22 protein-coding genes, 1 pseudogene and 1 riboswitch are annotated in these 26,872 nt (G+C 69.4%); of the genes and pseudogenes, 12 read left to right on the top strand and 11 right to left on the bottom strand.

All coding sequences use genetic code 11. From position 1 onward, the window contains the following. Positions 1-193 precede the first annotated feature (193 nt). Complete coding sequence (locus tag QMK34_RS12085) at positions 194-1,792, bottom strand: beta-N-acetylhexosaminidase (protein ID WP_326413853.1); 1,599 nt, start codon at positions 1,790-1,792, stop codon at positions 194-196. Positions 1,793-1,951: 159 nt separating this feature from the next. Continuing rightward, positions 1,952-3,874, bottom strand: a complete 1,923-nt coding sequence (locus QMK34_RS12080; protein ID WP_326413852.1) for a propionyl-CoA synthetase — start codon at positions 3,872-3,874, stop codon at positions 1,952-1,954. 220 nt (positions 3,875-4,094) lie between these two features. Between QMK34_RS12080 and QMK34_RS12075 the strand changes: the two genes are divergently transcribed. Then, positions 4,095-5,771 carry a serine/threonine-protein kinase gene (locus tag QMK34_RS12075; protein WP_326413869.1) on the top strand — a complete coding sequence of 559 codons (1,677 nt, stop codon included), beginning with the start codon at positions 4,095-4,097 and terminating at the stop codon, positions 5,769-5,771. A gap of 128 nt (positions 5,772-5,899) precedes the next feature. On the opposite strand, the gene QMK34_RS12070 is transcribed toward QMK34_RS12075, so the two are convergent. Beyond that, entirely contained in the window at positions 5,900-6,460 is a 561-nt protein-coding gene (locus QMK34_RS12070; protein ID WP_326413851.1) for a hypothetical protein, read from the bottom strand. Positions 6,461-6,665: 205 nt separating this feature from the next. Beyond that, on the bottom strand, positions 6,666-6,857 hold the full coding sequence (locus QMK34_RS12065; RefSeq protein ID WP_326413849.1) for a hypothetical protein: 192 nt from the start codon (positions 6,855-6,857) through the stop codon (positions 6,666-6,668). Here QMK34_RS12065 and QMK34_RS47800 point away from each other — a divergent pair. Continuing rightward, positions 6,856-7,338, top strand: a pseudogene (locus QMK34_RS47800) (DMT family transporter); the annotation flags it as partial. The gene QMK34_RS12065 and the pseudogene QMK34_RS47800 overlap by 2 nt on opposite strands. A gap of 183 nt (positions 7,339-7,521) precedes the next feature. Here QMK34_RS47800 and QMK34_RS12055 read toward each other — a convergent pair. Beyond that, the gene (locus tag QMK34_RS12055; RefSeq protein ID WP_326413847.1) at positions 7,522-9,096 is read right to left on the bottom strand and encodes a dolichyl-phosphate-mannose--protein mannosyltransferase; all 1,575 of its coding nucleotides are present in this window, start codon (positions 9,094-9,096) and stop codon (positions 7,522-7,524) included. 77 nt (positions 9,097-9,173) lie between these two features. Here QMK34_RS12055 and rsmI point away from each other — a divergent pair, with 77 nt between their 5' ends. Next, positions 9,174-10,031: a 16S rRNA (cytidine(1402)-2'-O)-methyltransferase gene (gene rsmI, locus QMK34_RS12050; RefSeq protein ID WP_442785138.1), complete on the top strand. Its 858-nt coding sequence runs from the start codon at positions 9,174-9,176 to the stop codon at positions 10,029-10,031. Positions 10,032-10,447: 416 nt separating this feature from the next. Here the strand turns inward: rsmI and QMK34_RS12045 are convergent, their stop codons facing one another. Continuing rightward, positions 10,448-10,909 (bottom strand): QsdR family transcriptional regulator, encoded by a 462-nt coding sequence (locus QMK34_RS12045; RefSeq protein ID WP_326413845.1) that lies wholly within the window; start codon positions 10,907-10,909, stop codon positions 10,448-10,450. 166 nt (positions 10,910-11,075) lie between these two features. Here QMK34_RS12045 and QMK34_RS12040 point away from each other — a divergent pair, with 166 nt between their 5' ends. Beyond that, the gene (locus QMK34_RS12040) at positions 11,076-12,035 is read left to right on the top strand and encodes a quinone oxidoreductase family protein (protein WP_326413843.1); all 960 of its coding nucleotides are present in this window, start codon (positions 11,076-11,078) and stop codon (positions 12,033-12,035) included. On the opposite strand, the gene QMK34_RS12035 is transcribed toward QMK34_RS12040, so the two are convergent. From QMK34_RS12035 to QMK34_RS12015, 5 genes are all read right to left on the bottom strand, one after another. Next, positions 12,036-13,313, bottom strand: coding sequence for an aminodeoxychorismate synthase component I (locus QMK34_RS12035; RefSeq protein WP_326413842.1), 1,278 nt, complete (start codon positions 13,311-13,313; stop codon positions 12,036-12,038). Between the two features lie 68 nt (positions 13,314-13,381). Beyond that, positions 13,382-13,996 carry a glycoside hydrolase family 25 protein gene (locus QMK34_RS12030; protein ID WP_326413841.1) on the bottom strand — a complete coding sequence of 205 codons (615 nt, stop codon included), beginning with the start codon at positions 13,994-13,996 and terminating at the stop codon, positions 13,382-13,384. A gap of 89 nt (positions 13,997-14,085) precedes the next feature. Continuing rightward, positions 14,086-14,850, bottom strand: a complete 765-nt coding sequence (locus QMK34_RS12025; protein WP_326413840.1) for an ABC transporter permease — start codon at positions 14,848-14,850, stop codon at positions 14,086-14,088. Further along, the gene (locus tag QMK34_RS12020; RefSeq protein ID WP_326413839.1) at positions 14,840-15,844 is read right to left on the bottom strand and encodes an ATP-binding cassette domain-containing protein; all 1,005 of its coding nucleotides are present in this window, start codon (positions 15,842-15,844) and stop codon (positions 14,840-14,842) included. Before QMK34_RS12020 ends, QMK34_RS12025 begins: the two co-directional genes overlap by 11 nt. Before the next feature lie 102 nt (positions 15,845-15,946). Further along, positions 15,947-16,537 carry a PadR family transcriptional regulator gene (locus QMK34_RS12015; protein ID WP_326413838.1) on the bottom strand — a complete coding sequence of 197 codons (591 nt, stop codon included), beginning with the start codon at positions 16,535-16,537 and terminating at the stop codon, positions 15,947-15,949. A gap of 64 nt (positions 16,538-16,601) precedes the next feature. Here QMK34_RS12015 and metG point away from each other — a divergent pair, with 64 nt between their 5' ends. The 8 genes from metG (at position 16,602) to QMK34_RS11975 (ending at position 26,868) form a co-directional block, all read left to right on the top strand. Beyond that, positions 16,602-18,395, top strand: a complete 1,794-nt coding sequence (gene metG / locus QMK34_RS12010) for a methionine--tRNA ligase (protein WP_326413837.1) — start codon at positions 16,602-16,604, stop codon at positions 18,393-18,395. A 10-nt stretch (positions 18,396-18,405) separates the two neighbouring features. Then, positions 18,406-19,245, top strand: a complete 840-nt coding sequence (locus QMK34_RS12005) for a TatD family hydrolase (RefSeq protein ID WP_326413836.1) — start codon at positions 18,406-18,408, stop codon at positions 19,243-19,245. Between the two features lie 321 nt (positions 19,246-19,566). Beyond that, positions 19,567-20,994 (top strand): transglycosylase family protein, encoded by a 1,428-nt coding sequence (locus tag QMK34_RS12000; protein WP_442785137.1) that lies wholly within the window; start codon positions 19,567-19,569, stop codon positions 20,992-20,994. 211 nt (positions 20,995-21,205) lie between these two features. Continuing rightward, positions 21,206-22,054 (top strand): 16S rRNA (adenine(1518)-N(6)/adenine(1519)-N(6))-dimethyltransferase RsmA, encoded by an 849-nt coding sequence (gene rsmA, locus QMK34_RS11995; protein ID WP_326413835.1) that lies wholly within the window; start codon positions 21,206-21,208, stop codon positions 22,052-22,054. 148 nt (positions 22,055-22,202) lie between these two features. Further along, positions 22,203-22,293: riboswitch (SAM riboswitch) on the top strand. Positions 22,294-22,516: 223 nt separating this feature from the next. Continuing rightward, a complete protein-coding gene (locus QMK34_RS11990; RefSeq protein ID WP_326413833.1) occupies positions 22,517-23,527 on the top strand; it encodes a methionine ABC transporter ATP-binding protein in 1,011 nt (336 codons plus the stop codon). Positions 23,528-23,716: 189 nt separating this feature from the next. Next, positions 23,717-24,682, top strand: coding sequence for a 4-(cytidine 5'-diphospho)-2-C-methyl-D-erythritol kinase (locus QMK34_RS11985; RefSeq protein WP_326413832.1), 966 nt, complete (start codon positions 23,717-23,719; stop codon positions 24,680-24,682). After that, a complete protein-coding gene (locus tag QMK34_RS11980; RefSeq protein WP_326413831.1) occupies positions 24,679-25,086 on the top strand; it encodes an ASCH domain-containing protein in 408 nt (135 codons plus the stop codon). Before QMK34_RS11985 ends, QMK34_RS11980 begins: the two co-directional genes overlap by 4 nt. 3 nt (positions 25,087-25,089) lie before the next feature. Further along, positions 25,090-26,868, top strand: coding sequence for an ABC-F family ATP-binding cassette domain-containing protein (locus QMK34_RS11975; RefSeq protein WP_326413830.1), 1,779 nt, complete (start codon positions 25,090-25,092; stop codon positions 26,866-26,868). Positions 26,869-26,872: the final 4 nt, after the last annotated feature.

Here is a 26,872-nt window from a genome sequence, read left to right as displayed (position 1 = left end):
GATGACCGACCAGTGCTCGCGCGTCCAGAAACTCCCGATCCGCCCGCTCCACACCCTGCATGACACTATTCTCCCAGCTCAGCATGCCATTTCAAGGAGACACGCCGATTATTCAGCAGCCTCCTAGAAGCCCCTGAAGGCCACCATCACGGCGTAAAACGCCGTGATGGTGGCCTTCAGGGGCAATCGAAATTTACTTCCAGTCGACCTGCGGGGAGCGGTAGAAGTCGATCCCCTGCGCGGTGAGGCGCGGGCCCTGCTTGGCCAGGCGCGCCCGGTAGGAATCCCAGTTGTGGGAGGCCTTGGGGGACCAGCCGATCTCGGCGATGCCCGCGAGCCGCGGGAACGCGAGGTACTCGATGTTGTCACTGGTCAGCAGCGTTTCCGACCACAACGGCGCCTCGACCCCGGCGATCTGGTTCTCCGACACGCCCTTGAGGTACGTGCTGGGGTCCCAGTCGTAGGAGTCCTTCACCTCGACGTAGCCCGCCCAGTGCAGGCCGATCGGGCTCTTCTCGTTGTACTGCATGTCCAGGTACGCCTTGTTGGCAGGCGAGAACAGGATCTTGTTGCCCCGCGCGGCGGCCGCGGCGACGGCCGCGTTGGTGTCCACGGTGTCCCAGTACTGCGGGATGGCCGAGGTCGGCGGGTTCGTCTTGGACAGCTCGTGCCAGCCGGTGATGCTCTTGCCGTACTTGCCGACCAGCGGCGACACCTTCTGGTAGAAGGTGTCGTAGTCCGCGGGCGGGGTCGAGTGGGCCTCGTCGCCGCCGATGTTGAGGTACTGGCCCGGCGTGATCGCGGCCAGCTCGCGGATGACGTCCTCGACGAACTTGTACGTGATCGGCTTGCCGATGCACAGCGAGCTGTAGCCGACGTCGGTGTCCGTGCGCGGCGGGACAGCGACGCCGTCGCAGTTCAGCTCCGCGTACACCGACTGCGCCGCGTTCGTGTGCCCCGGCATGTCGATCTCCGGGACGATCGTGATGTGCCGCGAGGCCGCGTACTTCACGATGTCGGAGTACTGCGCCTGCGTGTAGTACCCGCCAGGGTCACCGTTCACGGCGCCGAGGCCGCCGACGGTCGCGAGCTTCGGCCAGCTCTTGATCTCGATGCGCCAGCCCTGGTCGTCGGCCAGGTGCAGGTGCAGCGTGTTGACCTTGTACTGCGCGATCTGGTCGATGTAGGTCTTGACCTGGTCCGGCTTGAAGAAATGCCGGGCGACGTCGAGCATCGCGCTGCGGTAGCCGAAGCGCGGGTAGTCCAGGATCGTGCCGCCGGACACGGTCCAGAGCTGGTGCTGCACGGTCTTCGAGTCGATCTTCGACGGCAGCAGCTGCCGCAGCGACTGCACGCCCTCGAACAGCCCGCCGGTGGTGTTCGCCTTCAGGGTGACGCCGTTCTTGGCCACCTTGAGCTGGTAACCCTCGGTGCCGACGCGCTGGTCGGCGTGACCGAGCTCCAGCGAGATCGCGGGCAGGCCCCAGCTGCGCGAAAGCACGGGCAGCGGGTAGCCGGTGGCGGGCCGCAGCAGGCCGCGGAGGTAGTCGGCGACCTGGCCGGTGCCCCGGTCGGCGCTGATGACCGTCGCGGGCGACAGCCAGAAGTCGGCCTTGGCGTCGGCCTTCGCCTCGACGGGCGCGGGGACGACGTCGGTCACGCTGCGTTCGGTTTTCTGCTGGTGCGACGCCGGTGCCGCGGACGCCGCGGTGGTCAGTGCGGGCAGGCCGAGAGCCACCAGGCTCAAGGCGGCAACTCCCAGCAGGCTGGTCGTGGGCAAGCGCTTCCTCACGGAGTACCTCCGGTCGGGGATCAGGAGAGTCCCTCAGAGGTATAGACCAATATGAACGGGAACACAATGCCCGCCAAGATGGTCCAGCCCCGCGAAGCGGGTCCGTTGAAGGTGCGGTGGCCTGGCGGGCGGGACCGTGCCATACCGGGGTTGACCGTGCTATTCACTGCGCAGAACGGCCCGGAGCGCGTCCAGCACGCCCGCGTCCTCGATGGTCGAGGGCACCGGTTCGTCACGCCCGTCGGCGATCCCGCGCATGGTCTTGCGCAGGATCTTCCCCGACCGCGTCTTCGGCAGCGCCTCCACCACGGACACGTCGCGGAACGCCGCGACCGGCCCGATGTCGCGCCGGACCAGCGCGACCAGCTCCTCCTTGAGCGTGTCCTCGCCGGTCTCGACGCCGGACTTGAGCACCACGAACCCCCGCGGCAGCTGGCCCTTGAGCTTGTCCCGCACCCCGATCACCGCGCACTCGGCGACCGCGGGATGTGACGCGAGCACCGCCTCCATCGAACCGGTCGACAGCCGGTGGCCCGCGACGTTGATGACGTCATCCGTCCGGCCCATCACGAACAGGTAGCCGTCCTCGTCGACGTATCCCGAGTCACCCGTTAGGTAGTACCCGTCGTAACGCGACAGATACGCCTCCTTGTACCGCTCGTCGTCGCCCCACAACGTCGGCAGCGAGCCCGGGGGCAACGGGAGCTTGATCGCGATCGCGCCCTCCTGGCCCGGCGGCATCCGCTCCTCCCCGGCCTGGTCGAGGATCTGCACGTCCCAGCCCGGCACGGGCACGGTCGACGAGCCCGGCTTGACCGGCATCGGCTCGAGCCCGCGCAGGTTGGCCGAGATCGGCCAGCCCGTCTCCGTCTGCCACCAGTGGTCGATCACCGGCGTGCCGAGCTTTTCGCGCGCCCAGTGGTACGTCTCCGGGTCCAGCCGCTCGCCCGCCATGAACAGCGTGCCGAACGCGCTCAGGTCGTGGTTCGCCAGCTCGGTGGCCTCGGGGTCGACCTTCTTGATGGCCCGCAGCGCGGTCGGCGCGGTGAACAGGGCCTTCACCCGGTGCTCGGCGATGACCCGCCAGAACGCGCCCGCGTCCGGTGTCCCGACCGGTTTGCCCTCGTAGAGCACGGTGGTCGCGCCGATCAGCAGCGGCGCGTAGACGATGTAGGAGTGCCCGACGACCCAGCCGACGTCCGAGGCCGTCCACCACACGTCACCGGCGTGGATGTCGTAGATCGCGCCCATCGACCAGGCCAGCGCGACGGCGTGGCCGCCGGTGTCCCGCACGACGCCCTTGGGCTTACCGGTGGTGCCGGAGGTGTACAGGATGTACAGCGGGTCCGTGGCCGCGACGGGCACCGGATCGGCGGGCGAGGCGCCCGCGACGAGGTCTGCCCAGTCGACGTCCCGCTCGCCGAGTCCGGCCTTGAGCCGGTCGCGCTGGAGCACGACGACCTTGTCCGGCTGGTGTGTGGTGGTCTCGAGCGCGCTGTTGATGATCGGCAGGTACTCGACGGTCCTGGTCGGCTCGATCCCGCACGACGCGGCCACGATGACCTTGGGTTTCGCGTCCTCGACGCGCGCTGCCAGCTCCTTCGGCGCGAACCCGCCGAACACCACCGAGTGCACCGCGCCGAGCCGCGCGCAGGCGAGCATCGCGATCGCGGCTTCGGGCACCATCGGCAGGTAGAGGATCACCCGGTCACCCTTGGTCACACCCAGTGACGCCAGTCCACCGGCGAACAGGGCGACCTCGTCGCGCAGTTCGGTGTAGGTGAAGGTCCGGACGGTCTCGGTGACGGGGGAGTCCCAGATCAGCGCGGGCTGGTCGCCGCGCCCGGCCTCGACGTGGCGGTCCAGCGCGTTATAGGAGGTGTTGAGCTCCCCGTCGGGGAACCAGCGGTACAGCGGCGCGTTCGTCGCGTCGAGAGCCTGGGTGGGCGGCCGGGTCCAGTCGATCCCCCCGGCGGCTTCCAGCCAGAAGCCCTCCGGGTCCTCGAGGCTGCGGCGGTGGGAATCGGCGTACGCGCCCATGGTCTGGCTCTCCTCGTCCTCGTCGGCGGGTGGCCCCATCATCACCCGCTCGTGCGCCGCACGCCTCGTGAATGTGTGTTCTGAGACACTGGACGGGGTCCGGTCCAGGCGTCGGGCACGGGCGGGTTCCCCGGTGCCGCCGACCCGGCAACCGCCGAGCCGCACCAAGCGTCCTAAGCTGGACCGAGGAAAAGGTGCCGGAATTCCGGCACGAGAACGAGGGAGCGGTGCAGTGGGCGGACTCGCGAGCGCGCTGCTGTCGATGGCGCACACGCTGTTCGGCCCGGGAATCTGGCCCGGCGACTGGGTGTGGGCCACCAGTGCCGCGGGCGCGCTCGTCGCGCTGATCCCCGCCGCCGGCACGCTGATCGTCGCGATCATCCGTAAGGGCACCGGAAACCGGTACGACGCGGTGACACTGTCCGTGTTCGCCGCAATCGCCGTGGTCACCGTCGTGGTGCTGCCGTGGCTGCTCGCCAACGGTATTTCGGAGACCTTCCGCGCCGTCAACGCCGGTAATGGGGCCGCCGCGGGGCTGTCCACCGGCGAACTGTCCACCTTCGACGCCAAGTTCCCCGTTGTCGGCGTCCAGCAGACCTATCTCGGCGCGGGGCAGAACGTCTACGAGACGCTGTTCTACCCGAAGGGCGCCCAGCTTTCCTACGTCTATTACCTGATCGCGCTGGTGGCGCTGCCCGTCGGCTCGCTGTTCTTCATCATGTTGCAGGGCCGCACGGCGTTCCGCCGCGGCCCGAAGTGGCCCGGCCGGTTCTTCTGGATCTCGTTCATCCTGCTGTTCTTTCTCAGCGTGACGATGGAGGCGAACACCGCCGTCCACTTCTGGCTGGGCTTCCTGCCGTTCACCGTGCTGGGCCTGATCCCCGTCGCGCTCGTGGGGCCGCCACCGTGGTCCGTGATCAACCGGCCGGAGCCGCGTCACGAGCCCGAGCCGCAGCGCCCCCCGGTGCAGAAGCCGCTCCCGCCGCCTCCGCCGCCACCCAAGGCGTATCCGGCGACGGCGCTGGCCAAGGCGCCTGAGCCGCCACCGCTGCTGGCCGCCGCGCCCGGCCCGGTGCCGATGCCGCCCGGTTCGCGCAACGCCGGTGGCAGCCGCTACCGGCGCGTCAGGCGGCTCGGACACGGCGGGTTCGGCACGGTCTGGGAGGCCGTGGACACCCAGCTCAACCGCACAGTCGCGCTGAAGATCGCCCACGCGCCCGACCGCGACACCGAAGAGCGGATGCAGCGCGAGGCCAGGGCGCTCGCCGCGGTGAACCACCCGAACTGTGTCCGCGTCTACGACCTGGTCGAAGAGCCCGACGGGCTCGCGCTGGTGATGGAGTACCTGGAAGGCCGCCCGCTGGCCGAGATCGTCGACGGGCAGGGCCCGATGGACGACGTCGCGGCCGGTCGCCTGTGGTCGACGATGGCGGGCGCGCTAGCCGCCGCGCACGAAAAAGGTGTGCTGCACCGCGACGTGAAGCCGTCGAACGTGGTCGTCGACCCTGGCGGGCTCGCCCACCTCATCGACTTCGGCATCGCCCGCAGCCAGGGCGACTCGAAGATGACCGCGACCGGGATGATGATCGGCACGCCCGACTTCGTCGCCCCAGAGCAGGCGATGGGCGCCCAGGCCAGTCCGGCCTCGGACGCCTGGCAGCTCGCCGCGACGGTGAGCTACGCGCTGTCCGGCCAGCCGCCGCGCGGCACCCGCGAGACCCCGATGGCCGCCCTGATGGCCGCCGCCCGCGCCGACCCGGTGACCCACCTGCCACAGCGCAGCGCGCACGCCCGCATCCTCAGCGCGTCCCTGGACCCCGAGCCGCGCCGCCGTCCGACGCTCGCTTTCGTGCGCCGCGAGATCGAGGGCTGGCTGGCCCGCGCGGGCAAGTCCCCGGACGGCCCGGTCACCCGGATCGTCCCCCGCCAGCACCGCTGACCACCCCGCGACTCGACGTGTCGCGCTCACTCGCGTCCCGTGCCCCTGAAGGCCACCATCACGGCGTTTTACGCGGTGAAGGTGGCCTTCAGGGGCACTCGACTCGACGACCTGCCGACCGGTCGCGCTTATCCGGTGGTGACGAGCCAGGTGCCGCCGCGCCATTCGAGGTCGAGGTCGCCGAACTGGTCGAAGAAGCGCACGGGCGGTGACACCGCCGCGCCGGAGATCGTGACCTTGTCGGCACCGCTGGCCTTGAGCTTCGCCGGATCGACCTTGGCCGCCTTCGCCTCGGCGAGATCGGCCGCGGAGAGGTTGGAGAACAGCACGTCGAACCGCGACCGGCACTCCTTGTCACCGCCTTCGTCGGCGAAGGTCGGGGCGACGATCCTGCAGGTCGTGGCCAGGTCCTTGGCGCCCATCGCGTGTAGGAGGGCCGTCGCGACCTCAGCCGCGCCCGCCTTGCTGTGCGCCGCGGGCGTGTCGGCGGCGGGCTTGCTTGAGGCAGGCGGGGAGGTCGACGCCGGTGAGCTGCTGGTGGTGGCCGCCGCGGACGTCGGCACCGCCGCCGACGACGACGCAGGAGCACTGGTCACGGCCGGTTGGGCCGAGCCGCTGGTCGTCTCGTTACAACCGGCGAGCAGCAGCGTCGTGCCTGCCGCGAACGTGCACAGAAGTCTGAAGCTCACATTCATGGTGCGTCTGACGCTACAGGCCCTCGGCCCGTTCCCTGGCCGAAATCGGACGTGCCTCCGGCCGGAACTGCGCCTCTTGACGTGGACAGCTCGCAAGTATGTGGGGGAGTTCCATGAGGCAGGTCCTGCGCCCTGCCCGGCTGGCCAGCGGCCTGGTCCCGCTGCTCGGCTTCGCCGCGCTCACCGCCGCCCTCGACGTCTACGTGGGCAACCAGCTCCAGTCCCTGAGTCCGCTCGCCATCGTGGCGATCTCGTTCACCCTCGCCGCCGCGTTCTTCCTCGGCAGCGACATCGCCCGCCGGGGCCTCGCCGCGGCGCTGCGCCCCTTCCACGAGCACCGCCGGAACGTGCTCGCCCTCAACGTCACGACCGCGCTGACCTGGGTCGGCATGCTCTACGCCCTCAAATACCTCGAACCCGCCGTGGTGAACGTGATCGGGCTGGCCATCGGCCCGGCGGCCACCGTGCTGCTGGGTCCGCTGCTCCGCCGGGGCAGCTCGACACTGCGCGGGGAGCTGCTCGCGTCACTCGGCATCTGCGTCCTGCTCAGTGTGCTGGTGTGGGGCTCGATCAGCGGCCACAGCGGCGTCTGCGAGCAACCGGCGGGCGAACTCGTGCTGGGTCTCGCGCTCACGCTGGTCTGCGGCGTCGGCTCGGTGGGCAAAGTGCTGCTGTCGAAGCGGCTCAGCGACGACGGCTGCGGCCCGCGGTCGGTGCTGGCGACCAGGTTCCTGCTGATGATCGCGGTGAGCTGGATCCTGACACTGAGCGACGGCGCCCCCGGCCTCGCCGCGACCTTCCTGCCCGCGGCCGTGATCGCCGTGGTCGGCGTCGCGGTGCCGATGTACCTCTTCCAGGTCGGCGTCCGCCACACCGAGCCGATCACCGCGTCCCTGATGACGGCGTTGTCACCGCTGTTCGCCCTGGTCCTGCGACTGCCCGACCCACGGCTGCGACCGTCGGCTACCTCGTTCGCGTGCATCCTCGCGATCACGGTGCGTGGCGGCCGGGGTGCTGGCTCGCGCCCGTGTCAAGTCCCGAACGCGATGAACGGGCTAACGCCAGGACGGCAGCCACATCTCGGCCTGCCACTGGTCGTTCGTGATGGCGTTACCGTTGAGCACCGGCCACAGCCACGCGAAGTTCGCCACGACCAGGCCGACGTACAGCGCGACGACCAGCAGCCCGGTGCCCCGTCGTTCGAAGCCGCGCCGCGCACTGCCGAGGATCTGGCCGAGCACCAGCGTCAACCCGAGGATCAGGAACGGCGCCATCGGGGTGGCGTAGAAGAAGTACATCTGCCGGTCGATGTTGGTGAACCACGGCAGGAAACCGGCCAGGTAGCCGACGAGCACCGCGATGTAGCGCCAGTCCGTGCGGAAGATCGAGCGCCACAGGCCCCAGCCCAGCATCGGCAGCGCGAGCCACCACATCGCGGGCGTGCCGATGAGCATCGTCGCGCGCACGCAGGTCGACTGGCCGCAGCCGGTCGCCTCGGCGCCGCCCTGGTAGTAGTAGAGCATCGGCCGCAGGCCCATCGGCCACGTCCACGGCTTCGACTCCCACGGATGCGGGTTGTCCTTGGGCGTGACCAGCGTTTCGTGGAAGTGCAGGACGTTCATCGAGTAGTCGCCGAGCGAGCGCAGCGAAGCCGGGACCCAGCCCCAGAAACCCGGCGCGATGTCCTTGATCGCGACGTAGTTCCGGTCTGTCGCCGTTTCGCTGGCGAACCAGGCCCAGAACGCACCGAGGTACATCAGGAACGGGATGACCATGATCGCCCACAGCGCGGGCAGCACGTCCCGGCGGATCGTGCCGAGCCATGGCCGCTCGACCCCGGCCGCCCGCCGCGCGGCGACGTCGAAGAACACGGTCAGCAGACCGAAAGCGAAGATGTAGTACAGCGCCGACCACTTGACGCCGAACGTCAGGCCGATCATCAGCCCGGCGCCGAAACGCCACCAGCGGAAGCCCAGTTTGGGGCCCCAGACCGATTCCGTCGCCCAGCCCTCACGGACCGCCACGGCCAGCCGCTGCCGCACCTGATCCCGGTCGCACAGCACGCAGGCGAACGCGGCGAGCACGAACAGCGCGATGAAGATGTCGAGCATGCCCATCCGGGCCTGCAGGTGGAGCACGCCGTCGCAGATCACCAGGATTCCGGCGATCGCGCCGAGCAGGGTCGAGCGGGTGAGCCGCCGCGCGATGCGCACGGTCAGCAGGATGACCAGCGTCCCCGCGAGCGCGGGCAGGAAGCGCCAGCCCCAGCCGTCGTAGCCGAACAGCCATTCGCCGATCGCGATCAGCTGCTTCGCCAGCGGCGGGTGCACGACGAGCTCGTAGCCGTAGTTGTCCTCGTAACCGCCGTTGCGCAGCATCTGCCACGCCTGCGGGACGTAATGTTTCTCGTCGAAGACCGGGGTGCCCTTGTCGGTCGGCCAGCCCAGGTTCTGCAGCCGGACGACGCCGCCGATCACCGTGATGACGAGCGCGACGATCCAGCCGCGCAGCCGGTCGGCGGGCATGCCGCGGCCGAGGAGCGTGGCTTCCCGGTCGGAGGGCGGCCGGAGCGCCTCGACCGGGTCCGGCCGCACGCTCTCGTCGTCGGGACGGGTCAGCAGTGCGGTCACGGGGACAGATCCTACGGGCGCGGACGTGAACGCGGTGTCCGGATCGACGAACGGCCTCGTGCTTATAAGCTGGGTTCATGAAGGCCACGGACGATTTGTCACCGATGACCGGTCGTCTCGTGCTGGCGGCCACTCCGCTCGGCGACGTCGGCGACGCTTCGTCTCGCCTGGTGGAGGCGCTGGCCACGGCAGACGTGATCGCCGCCGAGGACACCCGCCGCCTGCGTTCCCTCGCCGGCGCCCTCAACGTCTCTCCCGGCGGCCGGGTCGTCAGCTTCTACGAGGACGTCGAGACCGCCCGCCTGCCCAAGCTGATCGAGTCGCTCCACGCGGGCCAGACGGTCCTCCTGGTGACCGACGCCGGAATGCCGAGCGTCTCCGACCCGGGCTTCCGGCTGGTGGCGGCCTGCGTCGAAGAGGACATTCCGGTCACCTGCCTCCCCGGCCCTTCCGCGGTGACTACGGCCCTCGCGCTCTCCGGCCTCCCGTGCGACCGCTTCTGTTTCGAGGGCTTCGCGCCCCGCAAGCCCGGCGAACGCGCGAAGTGGCTGCGAGAGCTCGCGGTCGAGCCCCGCACGGTGGTCTTCTTCGAGTCGCCCCACCGCGTCGCGAGCACCCTGTCCGACGCGGCGGAGGTGCTGGGCGGCGAGCGTCGTGCGGCGGTCTGCCGCGAACTGACCAAGACGTACGAAGAGATCAAACGCGGCACGCTCGCGGAACTCGCCGAATGGGCCGCCGACGGCGTCCGCGGCGAGATCACCGTGGTCCTGTCCGGCGCCCCACCCCGCGATGTGAGCGTGGCCGACTTGGTCGGCGAAGTAAGCGAAAGGGTCGCCGCGGGAGAACGTTTGAAGTCCGCGGCCGCCGAGGTCGCCGAGGCGACCGGAGTGTCCAAAAAGGAGCTCTACGACGCCGTCCTCGCTTCACGCAAATAGCCCGTCGAATTCTTGTTGATTTGCTCTCGCGTTCAATGCGTCGATCATTTGCAGTCTTGTTCGCGGAGCAATTCGGCTATTTCGGTAAGTGTGTTATCGAGGTGTCTGTGGCCGGAGTGTGGATGTAGCAAGTCGACGCGGACGGTGCCGCACCGCTGTTGCCCGACGGGAAGTACAAGGAGTGGGACGGCAACGCGAAGTCTAATCCGCCGACCTGCGAGGTTTGCGGTAAGGAGATTCGTGGTACTGAACCAGAGCTGCCTTGGGTCATCTTCGCGCCTGATGGTGATCACTTGTTGCTGGACCAGTTGATCGCCCTGCAAGGTGCAGGGCGGACTTGTGTTGCACAGCTATCACGATTCTGATTTAGCCGTATCGTGATATCGTTTACGACGGTTCAAACTAGTGAATCGGGATCAGCCCAAAAGAGCCGCGATGGCCGCATGTGCTTTTAAAGCGTCCGGCTCGGCGCCGGTGATCACGTCGGTGTAGATAAACGACTCGCCGATGCGCACAAGTAGGTAGGCCAGGTCCGGGACCGGCAGCGGCGGCGTCACGCGCCCGGCGGCGATCGCTGTCTCCAGTAGCTCGGTCAGCTTTTCGATCGTCCGGCTCTGCACGACGCTCGCCTTGGTCGTCAGGATGCGCAGGGCGCGCTCGGGCTCGTTGCGGAGGAATTCGCGGAACGGCTGGGAGTCGTTCACCGTGCGGACGAAGGCGCCGATGATGTCGGCGATGCTGCGGCCGGGCTGGGTGCGGGCGGTGAAGACGTCCGAGGTCAGGGACCAGAGGATTTCGCCGAGGAGCTGGTCGCGGCTGCCTACCCAGCGGTGCAGGGTGGCTCGGCTGATTTCGAGCTCGGCCGCCAGGTCGCGCATGTCGATGCGGCGGCCGTCGAGGAACCAGGTGCGCGCGAGTTTGAAGGCCGCGACCGGGTCGGGGCGCGGGGAACGCAGTTGGCGGGCCAGTTCTGTTTCGATGAGTGGAACGTATCATGAGTGAGACATATGCGAGAGTGTCTCATGTAACGACGAGAGGATGCCGATGCGTGCCGTTCAGGTGACCGAGTTCGGGGGACCCGAGGTCCTCAACCTTGTCGAACTGCCGGAGCCGGTGCCCGGTCCCGGCCAGCAGCTCGTCGGGGTGACGCGCATCGGGGTCAACTACGCCGACACACACCAGGCCGAGAACTCCTACCTCGCGCCGAGCAAGCTGCCGCTCGTTCCTGGTGGTGAGGTCGCCGGGCGCACCGCGGGCGGCCAGCGGGTCGTTTCGCTGCTCAACGGTGGGGGCGGGTACGCCGAGCAGGCCGTCGTCGACGCGCCCACGACCTTCGCGATTCCTGACGGCGTTGACGATCTGACAGCGCTTTCCTTCATCGTCCAGGGGACCACCGCGTGGCTGCTGCTGCGCCGGAGTTCGCACCTTGAGGCCGGTGAGACCGTCGTCGTGCACGCTGCCGGTGGTGGGGTCGGGTCGATCGCGGTGCAGCTCGCCAAGGCTTGGGGTGCCGGGCGGGTCATCGCCACCGCGAGTACCGACGAGAAGCGCGCGCTCGCGCTGGAGCTCGGGGCCGACGTCGCTGTGGACTCCCGCGCTGACGACATGACCGAGACGCTGCGCGAGGCCAACGGCGGCAAGCGCGTCGACATCGTGCTCGACATGACCGGGGGCGTCACCACCGATCAGAGCATCGCCGCGCTCGCGCCGTTCGGGCGGCTCGCTTTCTACGGTATGGCCAGCCGGGAGCAGCCCAAGGCGATCGAGGCGCGCAACCTGCTCGGGCACAGCACCACCGTGTCCGGCATGTGGCTGCCCCACGTCTTCAAGCTGCCGGGCAACGTCTTCGGGCGCGCGCTCGACGAGCTGTTCGAGCTGGCGCTCGCGGGCGAGATCCGGGCCATTCCGGGCGGCGAGTACGCGTTGTCCGACGCCAGGAAGGCGCACGAGGCGCTTCGCTCCCGCAGCACCGTCGGCAAGCTGCTGCTCGACCCCGCGAAGTAGTCAGGGCGTGGCGAGAAGGCGGGAGAGCGGTGCTGCCTTGTGCAGGCACTCCTGCCACTCGGCCACCGCGTCGGAGTCGGCGGTGATGCCGCCGCCGACGCCCAGCGCGATCCGGCCACTGTGGACCTCGAACGTCCGGATCGCGACGTTCAGCTCCAGTCCGGCGATCGGCGACGCCAGGCCGATCGCGCCGGTGTAGACGCCGCGGGCGACCGGTTCCAGCTCGGCGATCAGGTCCAGGGCGCGGATCTTCGGCGCACCGGTGACCGAGCCGGGCGGGAACGTCGCGGCGAGCAGCTCCGCGTCCCCGGTGGCCACCCGTCCCTCTACTGTGGACTCCAGGTGCCAGACGCCGGGTGCGGGCCGCACTTTGAGCAGCTCGGGCACCCGGACGCTGCCGACTTCGCAGACCCGGCCGAGGTCGTTGCGGACCAGGTCGGTGATCATCACGTTCTCCGCGACGTCCTTTGTGGACTCACGGAGCCGCTGGGCCAGGTGTGCGTCGGCCGCGTCGCGCCGGGGCAGGGTGCCCTTGATCGGGGTCGAGCGAACGTTCTTGCCGTGCCTGGCCAGGAAGAGTTCCGGGGAGAACGACGCGATGGCGCCCCAGTCCCCGGCGAGGTAGGCCGCGCGGCGGGGGTGCAGGCGGCGGACGCCCTCCGCGAACAGGGCGGCCGGGTCGCCGTTGAACACCGCGGTGAACCGGCTGCAGATGTTGGCCTGGAACAGCTCGCCCGCTTCGATCGCGTGCACGCAGGCCTTCACCGCGGAATGGTGGTCCGAGGGCAGCGGCTGGTTCAGCGGCCCCGCCGCCCAGGAAACGGCCGGGACCGGGCCGGACAACGCGCTCGACACAGTGGACAGCAGCGCGAGGGGATCGGGCTCGCCGTCCGGCACCAGCGCCTCGAACCAGCAGCGGCCCTCGACGTCCCATCGCACCACGTGATCGACCCAGCCCCAGGTCGCCGGGGGCAGGGCGCCGGTCCGGCCGGACGGGTCGGTGAGGTCGTAGGAGAGGTAGCCGAACCAGCCGCCGCCGATCGCGCCCGGTACGGCGTCGCGGACCTCCGGCTGCCCCGCGGGTATGGCGAACGCCTCGGCGGTGTCACGGAAAGCGGTCAACCGGGCACTGGGTGCGATGATGGCGCGCGAGCCGAACCAGTCGCCGCAGAGCGCCGCGGGCTGGGGCAGGCCCAGAGCGCGGGCGCGCGCGGAAAGGAGCATCAGCGCCGCTTCGGGCGTGACGTCCGTACGCAGCACTCGGCGCATCAACCGCATGCGCGCCATTCTGACTCGTCAAGCGGCGGAACACGTACATCGCGGGCAGAAAGTGACGACTCTGACCGTCAGAGCAGCAGGTCGTTCAGGGTGAACGGGTAGACCACCGCGTCCTGCGCGACCGGCCCGGTGATGCCGGGCACCGCCACGCCCGCGCCGTGCTGGTGCAGCCCGAGTCGCGAGTGGAACCACCCCGGCCTGCCCGGGATCTCGTTGTGCCGGACCAGCCAGAGCACGACCTCCTTGTCCGCCCACTTGTCCGGGTGCAGCCGGTGCGCCCAGGCGTCGTGATCGGCGTAGATGAGGATGCGTTCCACCTTCGCCGCGTGCCGGACGTCCTTGATCCACGCCTTGATGAACCGGTCGTCGACGCTCTCGGCCGCGACCTCAAGCGCCGGCGCGAGCGAGCCTGGCGCGAAGGCGCCGAGCGCGCTCGCCGTGCGCACGAAGTGCTGCGCCTGGTCGTGCACCGCGCCGGGACGGGCGTAATGCCGCGCGCCGGTGTGGAGGCCGATCCGTTGCGCCCCGGCCAGATTCTTCTCGGCCGCGACGTCGCGCCAGTTGGTGTTCTCGCTGATCGTCACCGAGGCGAACCGGATGTCCGCGCCGCGGACCGCCGCCCAGTCCTGCACGGTTTCACGATGCGACAGCGTGATCCCGCGTTCGGTCTCCTGTTCGGTCAAAACTTCCGCCCTCGGTGCTCCCCGGCAAAGTGAAAGGCCACCTTACGTCGGATAACCGCACGTAAGGTGGCCGGTCACCGCAGCGTGTCTCAGGCGTTCTCACGCTGGAACGTCCGCGAGCCCCACCAGACGGCGAGTGCGGCCATCACCAGCACCACGACACTGCCGGTGAACAACGCGTCCATCGAGAAGTCGCCGCGGAAGGAGTTCCGCTCGACGTCGACGACGTGGCGGAACGGATTGATCTGCGAAATCGTGTACAGCCACTTCGGCGCCAGCCCCGCGGTGATCGGGATGAGGATCCCGGACAGCAGCAGGAGCGGCATGAGGACGGCGTTCAGCACCGCCGGGAACGCCTCCTCGCTCTTCAGCGTCAACGCCAGCGCGTAGGAGCACGACGCCAGCGTCACCGCCAGCAGGAAGACGATCACGAGACTGAGCACGACCCCGCCGAACGGCGCGTTCAGATCGAACACCAGGTACGCCAGCGCGATGATGATCAACGCCTGGACCACGGCCTGGAGCGCGTTCGCCAGCACCTTGCCCAGCAGCAGCGCGACGCGGCTGACCGGGGTCACCCGCATCCGCTCGATCACCCCGTTGCGGTACTCCGCGAGCAGGGCGAACCCGACGAACGAGCTGCCGAACAGCGCCAGCTGGGCGATCAGCGCCGGGGTCAGGATCATCCAGCCCTCGACGTCGGTCATGCCCTGCGCGTTGAGCGCCTTCACCAGCAGTGGCCCGAACAGGAACAGGTACAGCAGCGGCTGCATGACCCCGATCATCAGCCAGGCCGGATTGCGCAACGCCGCGAGCATGTCCCGGCGGAAGATCAACCAGATGTCACGCAACATGGCTCGGCTCCTTTTCGGCCGTCTCGGGTGTGCCTTGCTCGGCGTCGCGCAGGCTTCGGCCGGTCAGCGTCAGGAAGACGTCGTCCAGCGTCGGCCGGGTGACCTGCAAGGCGGTCATCGTGATGCCCCTCGCGTCGAGGGCGCGCAGGAGTTCCGGCATGGCGGTGTCCCCGCGCGGCACGCGGAACCGCACGCTCCCGTCCACGACGGACAGTTCGTGCGCCCCGGTGAGCCTGCCCGCGACCTCCGCGGCCTCGGCGGCGGACTCCGGCGCGACCTCGACCGAGACGCCGTCGCCCGACACCCTGGCCTTGAGCGAGTCCGGCGTGCCCTCGGCGACGATGCGGCCGTCGTCGATGACGATCAGCCTGTCCGACAGCGCGTCCGCCTCGTCGAGGTAGTGCGTGGTCAGGAAGACCGTGACGCCGTGTTCCGAGCGCAGTCGGTGGATGTGCTGCCACAGGTTCGCCCGGCTCTGCGGGTCGAGGCCGGTGGACGGCTCGTCGAGGAACACGAGCCCCGGTGAGTGGATGAGCCCCAGTGCGATGTCGAGCCGGCGGCGCTGGCCGCCCGACAGTGTTTTCGTGAGCCGCTGGTCGAGTCCGGCGAGGTCCAGCTGCTCGGACAGCACGGCGCCCCGCGCGAGCGCGTCGGCCCTGCTCATCCGGTACAGCCGCCCCTGCAGCTCGATCTCCTCGACGACCTTGCTCTCCGGCGCGGTGCCGCCGCCCTGCGCGACGTACCCGATCCGTTTGCGGACCCCCAGCGGGTCGGCGAGCAGGTCGAGCCCGGCCACGGTCGCCTGGCCCGCCGTGGGCTTCAGCAACGTGGTCAGCATGCGCAGCGTGGTCGTCTTGCCCGCCCCGTTCGGGCCGAGGAAGCCGACCAGCTCCCCGGCCTCGACATCCAGGTCGACCCCCTTGACGGCGTGGACCTCCCCGCCATTGCGGCCCTTGCGGCGGAACAGCCGCTCAAGGCCGCGTGCCTTGATCATGAGAACCCCTCTCGAAGGCAGCACTGGTTAAAGTCGGCTAGTCAAAATTGACTAGCCGAGTGGAACACCTTGCCCGAGATATCGTGCGCTAGTCAAATTTGATTACTCGGGTGGCTCGCCGAACGCCGGTCCGCCCTCTCCCGCCATGACGTACTCGCCTGCTTCCAGGTGCTCGATCATCGCCTTGATCCAGTTCACGCTGGCTTCGGCGTGCAGGCTCCACAGCTGGTAGAGCTCCGCGACGTGGGCGGGCTGCCCCATCTCGACGGCGTGATCGCGCGCGTAGTGCGTCGAGGTCGCGCGCGCTTCCAGGTGGGCGAGTTGCTGCTTGAGCAGGTTGATCGCACGGGCGCGGGGCAGCGAGGTCATCATCGTCACCGCGGCGGACAGGCTGTAGCCGGTGGCGTCCTCTTCCACCAGCGCGCGGCCGAGCAGCACCTGGAACTCGGTCTCGCCGTCCTCGGTCAGGCGATAGGCGACGCGGTCCGGGCCCGCGGAAACACCCTCCTCGTCCGCCACCTGTTCGAGCAGGCCTTCGCCGGTCATCTTCTTCAGCGCGTGGTAGATCGACCCTGGCTGGACGTTGGCCCACTTGTCGGCGTGCCAGGTCAGCAGCTCGCGCCGGACCTGATAGCCGTGTGCCTGGCCGCGCATCCGCACGACTCCGAGCACCAGCAGACGCGTCGCGGACAACCCGGCCTCCTTCATTCGATACCTGTCAACAATGCACGTGACGCCATCCGTAGGCTAAATAGCCATGAGCACCCCTGTGTTGACGGCGGTGGCCTGGCCCTATGCCAACGGACCCCGCCACATCGGCCATGTATCCGGATTCGGTGTCCCTTCGGACGTCTTCTCCCGCTACCAGCGAATGGCCGGCAACCGGGTCCTCATGGTCTCCGGCACGGACGAACACGGCACGCCGATGATGGTCCAGGCCGACAAAGAAGGCCTCACGCCGCAGCAGACCGCGGACAAGTACGCCCGCCAGATCGGCCAGGACCTCCAGGGTCTCGGCCTCACCTACGACCTGTTCACCCGCACCACCACCGGCAACCACGCCGAGGTCACCCAGCAGATCTTCCTCGCGCTGCACCGCAACGGCTACATCGAGGCCCGCACCGCCAAGGGCGCGATCAGCCCGTCCACCGGGCGCACCCTGCCCGACCGCTACATCGAGGGCACCTGCCCGATCTGCGGCTACGACGGCGCGCGCGGCGACCAGTGCGACAACTGCGGCAACCAGCTCGACCCCGCCGACCTGATCAACCCGAAGTCCCGCATCAACGGCGAGACGCCGAAGTTCGTCGAGACCGAGCACCTGTTCCTCGACCTGCCCGCGTTCACCGAGACGCTCGGCAAGTGGCTCTCGACCAAGACGGACTGGCGCCCCAACGTCCTCAACTTCACCCGCAACCTGGTCGAGGACATGCGCCCCCGGCCGATCACCCGCGACCTCGACTGGGGCGTCAAGATCCCCCTCGACGGCTGGCGCGACCAGCCGATGAAGCGGTTCTACGTCTGGTTCGATGCGGTCATCGGCTACTTCTCGGCCAGTGTCGAGTGGGCCCGCCGCAGCGGGGACTCCGACGCCTGGAAGGAGTGGTGGCTCAACCCGGACGCCCGTGGCTACTACTTCATGGGCAAGGACAACATCACCTTCCACGCCCAGATCTGGCCCGCCCTGCTGCTCGGCCACAACGGCCAGGGCGACAAGGGCGGCACGCCGGGCCCGTTCGGCCAGCTGAACCTGCCCGACGAGATCGTGTCGAGCGAGTTCCTCACCATGAGCGGCTCGAAGTTCTCGACCTCGCGCGGCACGGTCATCTACGTCGACGACTTCCTGCGTGAGTTCGGCCCCGACACGCTGCGGTACTTCATCTCGGCGGCAGGCCCGGAGACTCAGGACACCGACTTCACCTGGGACGAGTTCGTCCGCCGGACCAACTCCGAGCTGGCCAACGAGTGGGGCAACCTGGTCAACCGGTCGATCTCGATGGCGCACAAGAACGTCGGCTCGATCCCGCGTCCGGACGCCCCCGCGGCGGCCGACGAGGAGCTCAAGGCCCTGTCCCGCAAGGCCTTCGAGACCGCCGGTGCGCACCTGCAGCGGTCGCGGTTCAAGCTGGCGTCGAGCGAGGCCATGCGCGTCGTCACGGCGGCGAACCGGTACCTGTCGGACCAGGAGCCGTGGAAGCTCAAGGACGACCCGGCCCGGCGCGACACCGTGCTCCACACCGCGCTTCAGGTCGTCTCAGACGCCAATACGCTGCTGACGCCGTTCCTGCCGCACTCGGCGCAGAAGGTGCACGAGGCGCTCGGCGGCTCGGGCATCTGGGCGGCTCAGCCGGAGCTGCAGGAGGTCGAGGACCTCGACATCCCTGGCCGGATGAACCCGATCATCACGGGCGACTACAAAGCCGAGCAGGCCCGCTGGGAGTCCGTGCCGATCGAGGTCGGCCGCCCCCTGCAGAAGCCGTCGCCGCTGTTCCCGAAGCTCGAGCCGGAGCTCGGCGAGACCGGGCCTGAGTGGGCTCCGATCGCGAAGTGAGCCTGGTCGGATGAGTAAGGACGAGAAGCGCGAGCTGCCGCCGATCCCGGACAGGCTCCCGGTGTCGACAGTGGACTCGCATACCCATCTCGACGCGTGCGGCGCGTCGACCGCGGCCGAGGTGACGGCCATGATCGACCGCGCCGCCCGCGCCGGGGTGGGCCGGGTGGTGACCGTCGCGGACGACCTCGCGTCCGCGCGCTGGGCCGTCGAGGCGTCCACCTGGGACACCAGGGTGTTCGCCGCGGTGGCCATCCATCCCACGCGCACCAAGGACTTCGGCGAGGCGGAGAAGTCCGAAGTGGAGCGTCTGGCGGGGGAGCCGCGGGTGGTCGCGGTCGGCGAGACCGGCCTCGACTACTACTGGGACTACTCGCCCCATGACGCCCAGCAGGACGCGTTCCGCTGGCACATCGACCTCGCCAAGCGGCTCGGCAAGCCGCTGATGATCCACGATCGCGACGCGCACGAGGACGTCCTGCGCATCCTGGAAGAGGAAGGCGCGCCGGACGACGTCGTCTTCCATTGTTTCTCCGGGGACGCCGACATCGCGCGGCGCTGTGTGGCGGCGGGGTACGTCCTGTCGTTCGCGGGCACGGTTTCTTTCAAGAACGCGCGCGGGCTCCGGGACGCGGCGCGGCTGGTTCCGGCGGATCAGTACCTCGTCGAGACCGACGCGCCGTTTCTGACCCCCCACCCGTTCCGTGGGCGGCCGAACGAGCCGTATTGCGCGGCATACACCGTCCGTCACCTCGCGGTGCTACGCGGCGAAGCGGTGCACGAAGTCGCCGAAGCGGTCCGAATGACGGCCGAGCGGGTATTCCGATTGCCGACGGTGACATCGGGGTGAACGCATTGCGACATTAGGGGTGCGTGATCATCCACCTGATGGAGTGACGAAGGTCACGACACTCCGGGGGGTGTTTGCGCAACCCGGCGGGACTCGTTACTGTCCCGTGATCGTGCCAGTTGGTTCTGCTTGAAGCAGATGCCGACTGTTACGCCCACAGTCACGTCAGTGCACGTCGGGGAAGCGGTGCCAGGCCCTCGGGCCGGGGACCGTGACGATGGCGCTGGCTGCGGGTGTCGGACTTCTACAGATGCGCCTCCCGGCGTGTCGAGACGAAGGACGTCGTAGCTCATGCGACGTCTTGGGAAAGGGAACGACCCGGTGACTGGTAGCAGCAGACAGGGTGACTTGCGCCCCGGTGGCGTCGGCATTCTCGATAGCGGAGCCGATTTCTACGGCGACTACGCATTCTCAGACGATCCCCGCATCACCCACCAGGACGTGCTGACCGCGCTCGGCCCCGACGCCGACACGCTGATGGCCGAGATCGACGTCGACATCGACGAACTGATCCGCCTGATCAGCGCCGAGACCACGATGCTCCCGCCGATCGTCATTCCTGACGAGGCCGCCGCGGACCGCACCGCCTCCCCGGCCGAGAAGGCCGAGCTCAAGCACCAGGTCATCGCCGAGGCCACCCGCACCTGGAAGCAGCGCTTCCTCAAGGGCACCGTCCTCGCCGTGATGCTCACCGTCGCCGGTGGCGGCGCCGCCGCGATGGCGATGAACAAGAGCGTCACGCTCGACATCGACGGCCAGCAGCGCACCGTGCACAGCTACGGCGACACGGTCGGCGAGATCCTCGAAGACGCCGGCATGTCCGTCGGCGCGCACGACTCCCTTTCGCCTTCCCCGGCCGCCACTGTCGGCGACGGCGGCGTCATCAAGCTGGAGCGCGGCCGCAAGCTCAACCTGGTCGTCGACGGCGCGCAGCGCGAGTCCTGGGTCCGTGCGACCAGCCTCGGCGAGGCGCTGGGGCAGCTCGGGATGTCCGACCTGGCCAAGCCGGGCACCTGGACCTCGATGCCGCAGACCGGCGAGCTCCCGCTCGAGGGCGCGACAGTCGAGATCAAGACCCTCAAGAACGTCATGCTCTACGACGGCGACCACGCGCCGCGCGCGGTCAAGAGCAACGCGGTCACCACCAAGGAATTCCTCGGCGAGCAGAAGCTGACGCTGGGCCCGGACGACGCGGCCGAGGGCGGCCTCGCCTTCAAGATCGTCGACGGCGCCGAAGTCCACCTCAGCCGTACCGGCGTCATGATGGTCAACCAGAAGGAGACCATCGACCCCGAAGAGCAGAAGGTCGACGACCCGGACCTCGAAAAGGGCAAGATCAAGGTCGAGGACCCCGGCACGCCGGGCGAGAAGATGGTCACGTACAAGGTGACCAAGAAGAACGGCCAGGAAGTCGCCCGCGAGCAGACCTCCGAGCAGGTCATCACCGAGGCGAAGCCGAAGATCACCCACGTCGGCACCAAGGCCCCGCCCGAGCCCGCCATCGGCGACAGTTCCTCCTGGGACCGCATCGCGGCCTGCGAGGCCGGCGGCAACTGGGCCATCAACACCGGCAACGGCTACTACGGCGGCCTCCAGTTCAACAAGAGCACCTGGGACGCCTACGGCGGCGACCAGTACGCGAACCTTCCGCACCAGGCCAGCAAGGCCCAGCAGATCGCCGTGGCCGAGAAGGTCCGCGACGCTCGCGGTGGCTACAGCGCCTGGCCCGTCTGCGGCAAGAAGGCCTGACTCAGCTCTCACGTTCTTGATCAGCGCCGCCACCCGGTTCGGTATTCCCGGGTGGCGGCGCTTTCTCTTGTCACGGACTGCCCCTGAAGGCCACCTTCACGGCGTAAAACGCCGTGAAGGTGGCCTTCAGGGGCAGCTCTTGGGGCCCCGGCTCTGCTTGCGCCCCCGGGTTGTCCGGGGGGCCCGGCGGGGTCACGACTAGGCTCGCCGGGTGACTGATCTGCTCGGGCCTGCCGAGATCCGCGGGCTCGCCGCCGAGCTGGACGTGCGTCCGACCAAGAAGCTCGGGCAGAACTTCGTGCACGATCCCAACACCGTGCGCCGCATCGTCGAGCTGGCCGGGGTCGGGGCCGAGGACGTGGTGCTCGAGGTCGGGCCAGGGCTGGGCTCGCTGACGCTGGGCCTGCTGGCCGCCGGGCCGCGGGTCGTCGCCGTCGAGATCGATCGCAAGCTCGCCGAGCGCCTGCCGCGCACGGTCGCCGAGCGTGGCGCCGAGGTCGCGGACAGGCTGACGGTGATCGAGGCGGACGCGATGCGGATCAAGGTCGCCGATCTGCCGCTCGCGCCGACCACCGTGGTCGCCAACCTGCCGTACAACGTCGCCGTGCCGGTGGTGCTGCACCTGCTGGCCGAGTTTCCCTCGCTCGTCCGGGGGCTCGTCATGGTCCAGACCGAGGTCGCCGACCGGATGGCCGCCGGGCCGGGCAGCCGCATCTACGGGATCCCCAGCGTCAAGCTCGCCTGGTACGGGCGTGCGCGCAAGGTGGCCGCGGTGCCGCGCGCGGTGTTCTGGCCGGTGCCCAACGTCGATTCCGCGCTCGTCTCGTTCGAGCGGGCGACTGAAGCTGTGTCCACTGTGGACAGGAAGGTGCTGTTCGCGGTGGTCGACGCGGCGTTCTCGCAGCGCCGGAAGACGCTGCGCGCGGCGCTGGCGACGTGGGCGGGCTCAGCCGAGCGGGCGGGGGAGCTGCTCGTCGCCGCCGGTGTCGACCCCAAGACCCGCGGCGAGCAGCTGGACGTCCACGACTTCGCGCGCATCGCCGCCGCGGCCGCGAACTGACGTCCAGCCGCCTCACCAGCCGCCTCACCAGCGGGGGAACGCGTCCCGGCCGTCTTCTGGACTGCTTTTCTCGCCATCCGGGCGCGCCCAGACGTGTGATCTGCGCCTACGCGCTTGCTTTCACCCAGTGGGATCGGTTTTACTCATAGGACCATCCCGAGCGACTGAGAGACCTGGCTCGCTGAAGTCGCAGCAACCACCCCCCATGGGGAAGGTGCTACAGCCAGGACCGATGGAGGCTTGTCCGAGATGAACAGGGTCACCCACCCGCTCCTGCTGACCAAGCGCCGCGTTGTCGACGAAGGTCGCCGCTCGGTATGTGCGTGTCGACGCTCCACCGCATTCGCCTGAGTCTTCTCTTTTCCTGTTCTCTTGCCGTCCATTGAGGACGGTTCATTCGGTGAGGATCAGCGCGCCCGGCAACGGAGCTGCGCCCTCCCCGCAGGCCTTCTGGGAGCCATCGTGATCACTGTCGAAAACCTGTCCAAGTCCTTTCCCCTCAACGGAAGTCCGGTCGTCGCACTACGCGACGTGAGTGTCGATATCCAGGCCGGCTCACTCTTCGGCGTGGTCGGCCCCGCGGGCTCCGGCAAGTCCACCCTTGCCCGTTGCATCGGCCTGCAGGAGCGCCCCGACCGCGGTGTCGTGCGGCTGGACGGACTCAACACCGGCACCCTCGACGGCCGCCGGCTGCGCGAGATCCGCCGTCAGGTCGGCATCGTCGACTCCAAGATCGACCTGCTGGCCGAGCGGACCGTCGCGGGCAACATCGCGTCGCCGCTGGAGCAGCTCGGCCTCGACGGCCCGCAGCGCCGCACCCGGGTCGCCAACCTGCTCGACCTCGTCGGCCTGACCCCGCGCGCGAGCCAGCGTCCCAGCGAGCTGACCGACGGCCAGCGCCGCCGCGTCGCCGTCGCCAAGGCCCTCGCGGCGAGCCCGTCGGTCCTGCTCGCCGACGACCCGACCGCGGGCATCCACCCGGACGAGGCGGGCTCGGTCCTGACCGTGCTCGACCGCGCCCGCGCCGAGCTCGGCGTCACGATCCTGCTCACCACCCCGGACGCGGGCGTCGTCCGCCGCGTCTGCGACGACGTCGCGGTGCTGGAGAACGGCACCGTGGTCGAGCGCGGCACGGTGCTGGACCTCATCTCCGACCCGTCGAGCCGCACCGCGCAGGCCCTGCTCCCGGCGATCGAGACCACCCGCGCCCAGTCCGCCAAATACGACCGCTCGGTCGACGTCGTCCTCGTCGGCTTCGCGTCCGTCGGCGCTCTCCTGCCGGAGGCCGCAGGCCGCTTCGACGTCGAGCTGTCCACCATCGGCGGCGGCCTGACCCGCATCGGCGACACCCCGGTCGGCCGCTTCCGCCTCGGCGTCCGCGGCGTACAGGCCGACGCGGCACTCGCGTGGATCGCCGAGCGCGGCGGCCACGTCTCCCACCCGGCCCGCGGCCCCCAGGGCCTCGCCGCCTAGCTCTCCGAAGTGTCATGAAAGGGTCTTTCAGGGCAATTTTTGCCCTGAAAGACCCTTTCATGACACCCGGGAGTCTGTCGCGACTACGTGCACTCACTACCGACCGCACAGCAGCCCAGCACAGCCGCCGCGCTCGACCTCGCTTCTCCTCGCGCGAGCCCGGGGACTACCGGCACGTAGGCTGGTCAGGTGCTTGTCGTCGTACCGCCCCCCGTTACCGTCCGGGTCCCCGCCAAGGTCAATCTGCACCTGGCGGTGTCCGACCTGCGTGCGGACGGATACCACGAGCTGGTAACCGTTTTCCAGGCCCTTTCGCTCACCGACGAGGTCACCGTCGCCATCACCGACAACCCCGGCATCGAGGTCTACGGCGAGGGTGAGACCACCGTGCCGACCGGCCCCGCCAACCTCGCCTGGAAGGCCGCGCAGGCGCTCGCCGCCCACGCGGGCATCGACGACGCCGAGTCGAAGCTGCGGATCGTGCTGCGCAAGGGCATCCCGGTGGCCGGTGGCATGGCGGGCGGCAGCGCCGACGCGGCCGCCACGCTGGTCGGGCTGGCCTCGCTGTGGAAGCTCGAGATCAGCCGTGACGAGCTGGCCGGGATCGCCGCGACGCTCGGCAGCGACGTCCCGTTCGCCCTCTACGGCGGCACCGCGCTGGGCACCGGCCGCGGTGAGCTGCTGGTCCCGGTGCTGGCGCGCCACACCTTCCACTGGGTGTTGGCCTTCGACCAGCGCGGGCTTTCGACGCCGAAGGTGTTCGGCGAGCTCGACCGGCTGCGCGAGGAGGGCAAGCCGCCGCGTATCGGCTCGCACACGCCGGTCGTCGAGGCGCTCGCCTCCGGCGATCCGCGTCAGCTCGCGCTGCTGCTCGGCAACGATCTCCAGGCCGCCGCGGTCTCCCTGCGGCCGGGGCTGCGCCGCACGCTGCGCGCCGGGGTCAACGCGGGCGCGCTCGCGGGCACGGTGTCCGGCTCCGGCCCCACCTGCGCGTTCCTGTGCTCCGACGCGCAGACGGCGGTCGAGGTCGCCGCCGAGCTGTCCGGCGCCGGGGTGTGCCGCACGGTCCGCGTCGCGCACGGCCCGGTCCCCGGCGCCCGGCTCGCCGGCGGTGACGACGCGCCCCGGCCGTCGCCACCGCGGGTACACGCATGAGGCACGCTGAGTTCGCTTTTCCCGGCCCGCTGCGGGGCAAGCTGGTCGCGGCGATCCTGTCCGGCGCCAAGACGTCGACCACCGGACTGCTCGCCGAATACGAGCACTATGGTGAGGAGCTGCCCCAGGTGGGCGAGCGGAGTCTCGTGCTCGGCTCGGACCTCGCCGGGGTCGCGGTCATCGAGACGACCGAAGTGCGGGTGATCCCTCTGTGCGAGGTGGAGCTGCGGCACGCGGTCGACGAGGGCGAAGGTTTCACCACGGTCGCGCAGTGGCGCGCGGACCACAGCGGTTTTTGGCAGGGGCCCGAAGTGCGTGCCGCACTCGGCGACCCGGAGTTCACCGTGGACGACATGACGAAGGTCGTCACGGAGCGTTTTCGTTTACTGGAGAGGATCGGCTGAGGCATGGCCAACCTGGTCAACCTGGAGGCGGTGAGCAAATCCTTCGGGGTGCGCCCGCTGCTCGACGGAGTTTCGCTCGGGGTGGCCGAGGGGCAGCGCATCGGCGTCGTCGGCCTCAATGGAGGCGGCAAGACGACGCTGCTGGAAGTGATGGCGGGACTGTCCGAACCGGACACCGGCCGGGTCAGCCACGTCCGCGGCCTGCGGATGGCCGTGGTCACCCAGCGCACCGAACTGCCGAAGGGCAGCACGGTCGGCGATGTCGTGCTCGAACGCTACGGCGCCGAGCACGAGTGGGCCGCCGACGCCCGCGTCCGGTCCATTATGGACGGACTGGGGATCACCGCGATCGGCCTGGAGTCCGAGACCGCGAACCTCTCCGGTGGCGAACGGCGCCGCGTCGCGCTGGCCGCCGCGCTCACCGGTGAACTCGATCTGATCGTGCTCGACGAACCGACCAACCATCTGGACGTCGAAGGTGTCCGCTGGCTGGCCGATCACCTGCTCACCCGCCGGGTCGCGTCGGTGGTCGTGACGCACGACCGGTGGTTCCTCGACACCGTCGCCGCGGTGACCTGGGAGGTCGCGAACGGCCGTGTCGAGCAGTACGAAGGCGGTTACGCGGACTGGATCTTCGCGCGGGCCGAGCGGGCCAGGCTCTCCGCGACGATGGAGGAGAAGCGGCAGAACCTCGCGCGCAAGGAGCTCGCGTGGCTCCAGCGCGGCGCGAAGGCGCGGACCTCCAAGCCGAAGTACCGCATTGAGGCCGCGGAGGCGCTGATCTCCGACGTCCCGCCGCCGCGTGACTCCGTCGAGCTGATGGCGTTCGCGCGCAGGCGGCTCGGCAAGACCGTGCTGGAGATCGAGGACGCCAGCCTCAGCGTCGGCGACCGGAAACTGCTCGACAACGTCACCTGGCGGATCGGGCCCGGCGACCGGATCGGTCTGGTCGGCGTCAACGGTTCCGGCAAGACCACGCTGCTCAAGCTCTTGGCCGGGAACACCGAGCCGGAGACGGGCAAGCGGATCCAGGGCAAGACGGTCGCGCTCGCGCACCTCACCCAGGAGCTCGAAGACCTGCCGGGGCACCTCCGCGCGCTGGAGGCCATCGAGCAGATCGCCGGGCGCGTGGTGCTGGGCAAGCAGGAGCTCTCCGCCGCGCAGCTGGGCGAGAAGCTGGGCTTCCCGCAGGCCAGGCAGTGGACGCCGGTCGAGGACCTCTCCGGTGGCGAGCGACGCCGTCTGCAGCTGTGCCGTCTCCTGATGGCCGAGCCGAACGTGCTGATCCTCGACGAACCGACGAACGACCTGGACATCGACACTCTCCAGCAGCTCGAAGACCTGCTCGACTCGTGGCCGGGCACGCTCGTGGTCGTCTCGCACGACCGGTACCTGGTCGAGCGCGTCTGCGACCGGACATTCGCCCTGTTCGGCGACGGCCAGATCACCGACCTGCCCGGCGGCATCGAGGAGTACCTCAAGCGCCGCCACGACCTCCTGATGGGCTCCGGCCGCACCGACACGCCCGGCGGCCCCACCGGGACGACGGCCAAGGCCAAGCTCGACGCGGCCGAGCGCCGCGCCGCGGGCAAGGAGCTCGGCAGGCTCGAGCGCCGGATGACCCAGCTGGACGTCAAGGAGAAGAAGCTCCACGAAGCCCTGCTCACAGCGGCTACGGACCCCGGCAAGCTGATCGAACTCAACACCGAGCTGAAGGCGATCGTGTCCGAGAAGGAAGACGTCGAAGCTCGCTGGCTGGAGGTGTCCGAGACCGTCGACTGAGCAA

The organism is Amycolatopsis sp. H20-H5, assembly GCF_035828755.1.
Classification (GTDB): Bacteria; Actinomycetota; Actinomycetes; order Mycobacteriales; family Pseudonocardiaceae; genus Amycolatopsis.
This window is presented reverse-complemented; position numbering and strand designations above follow the sequence as displayed.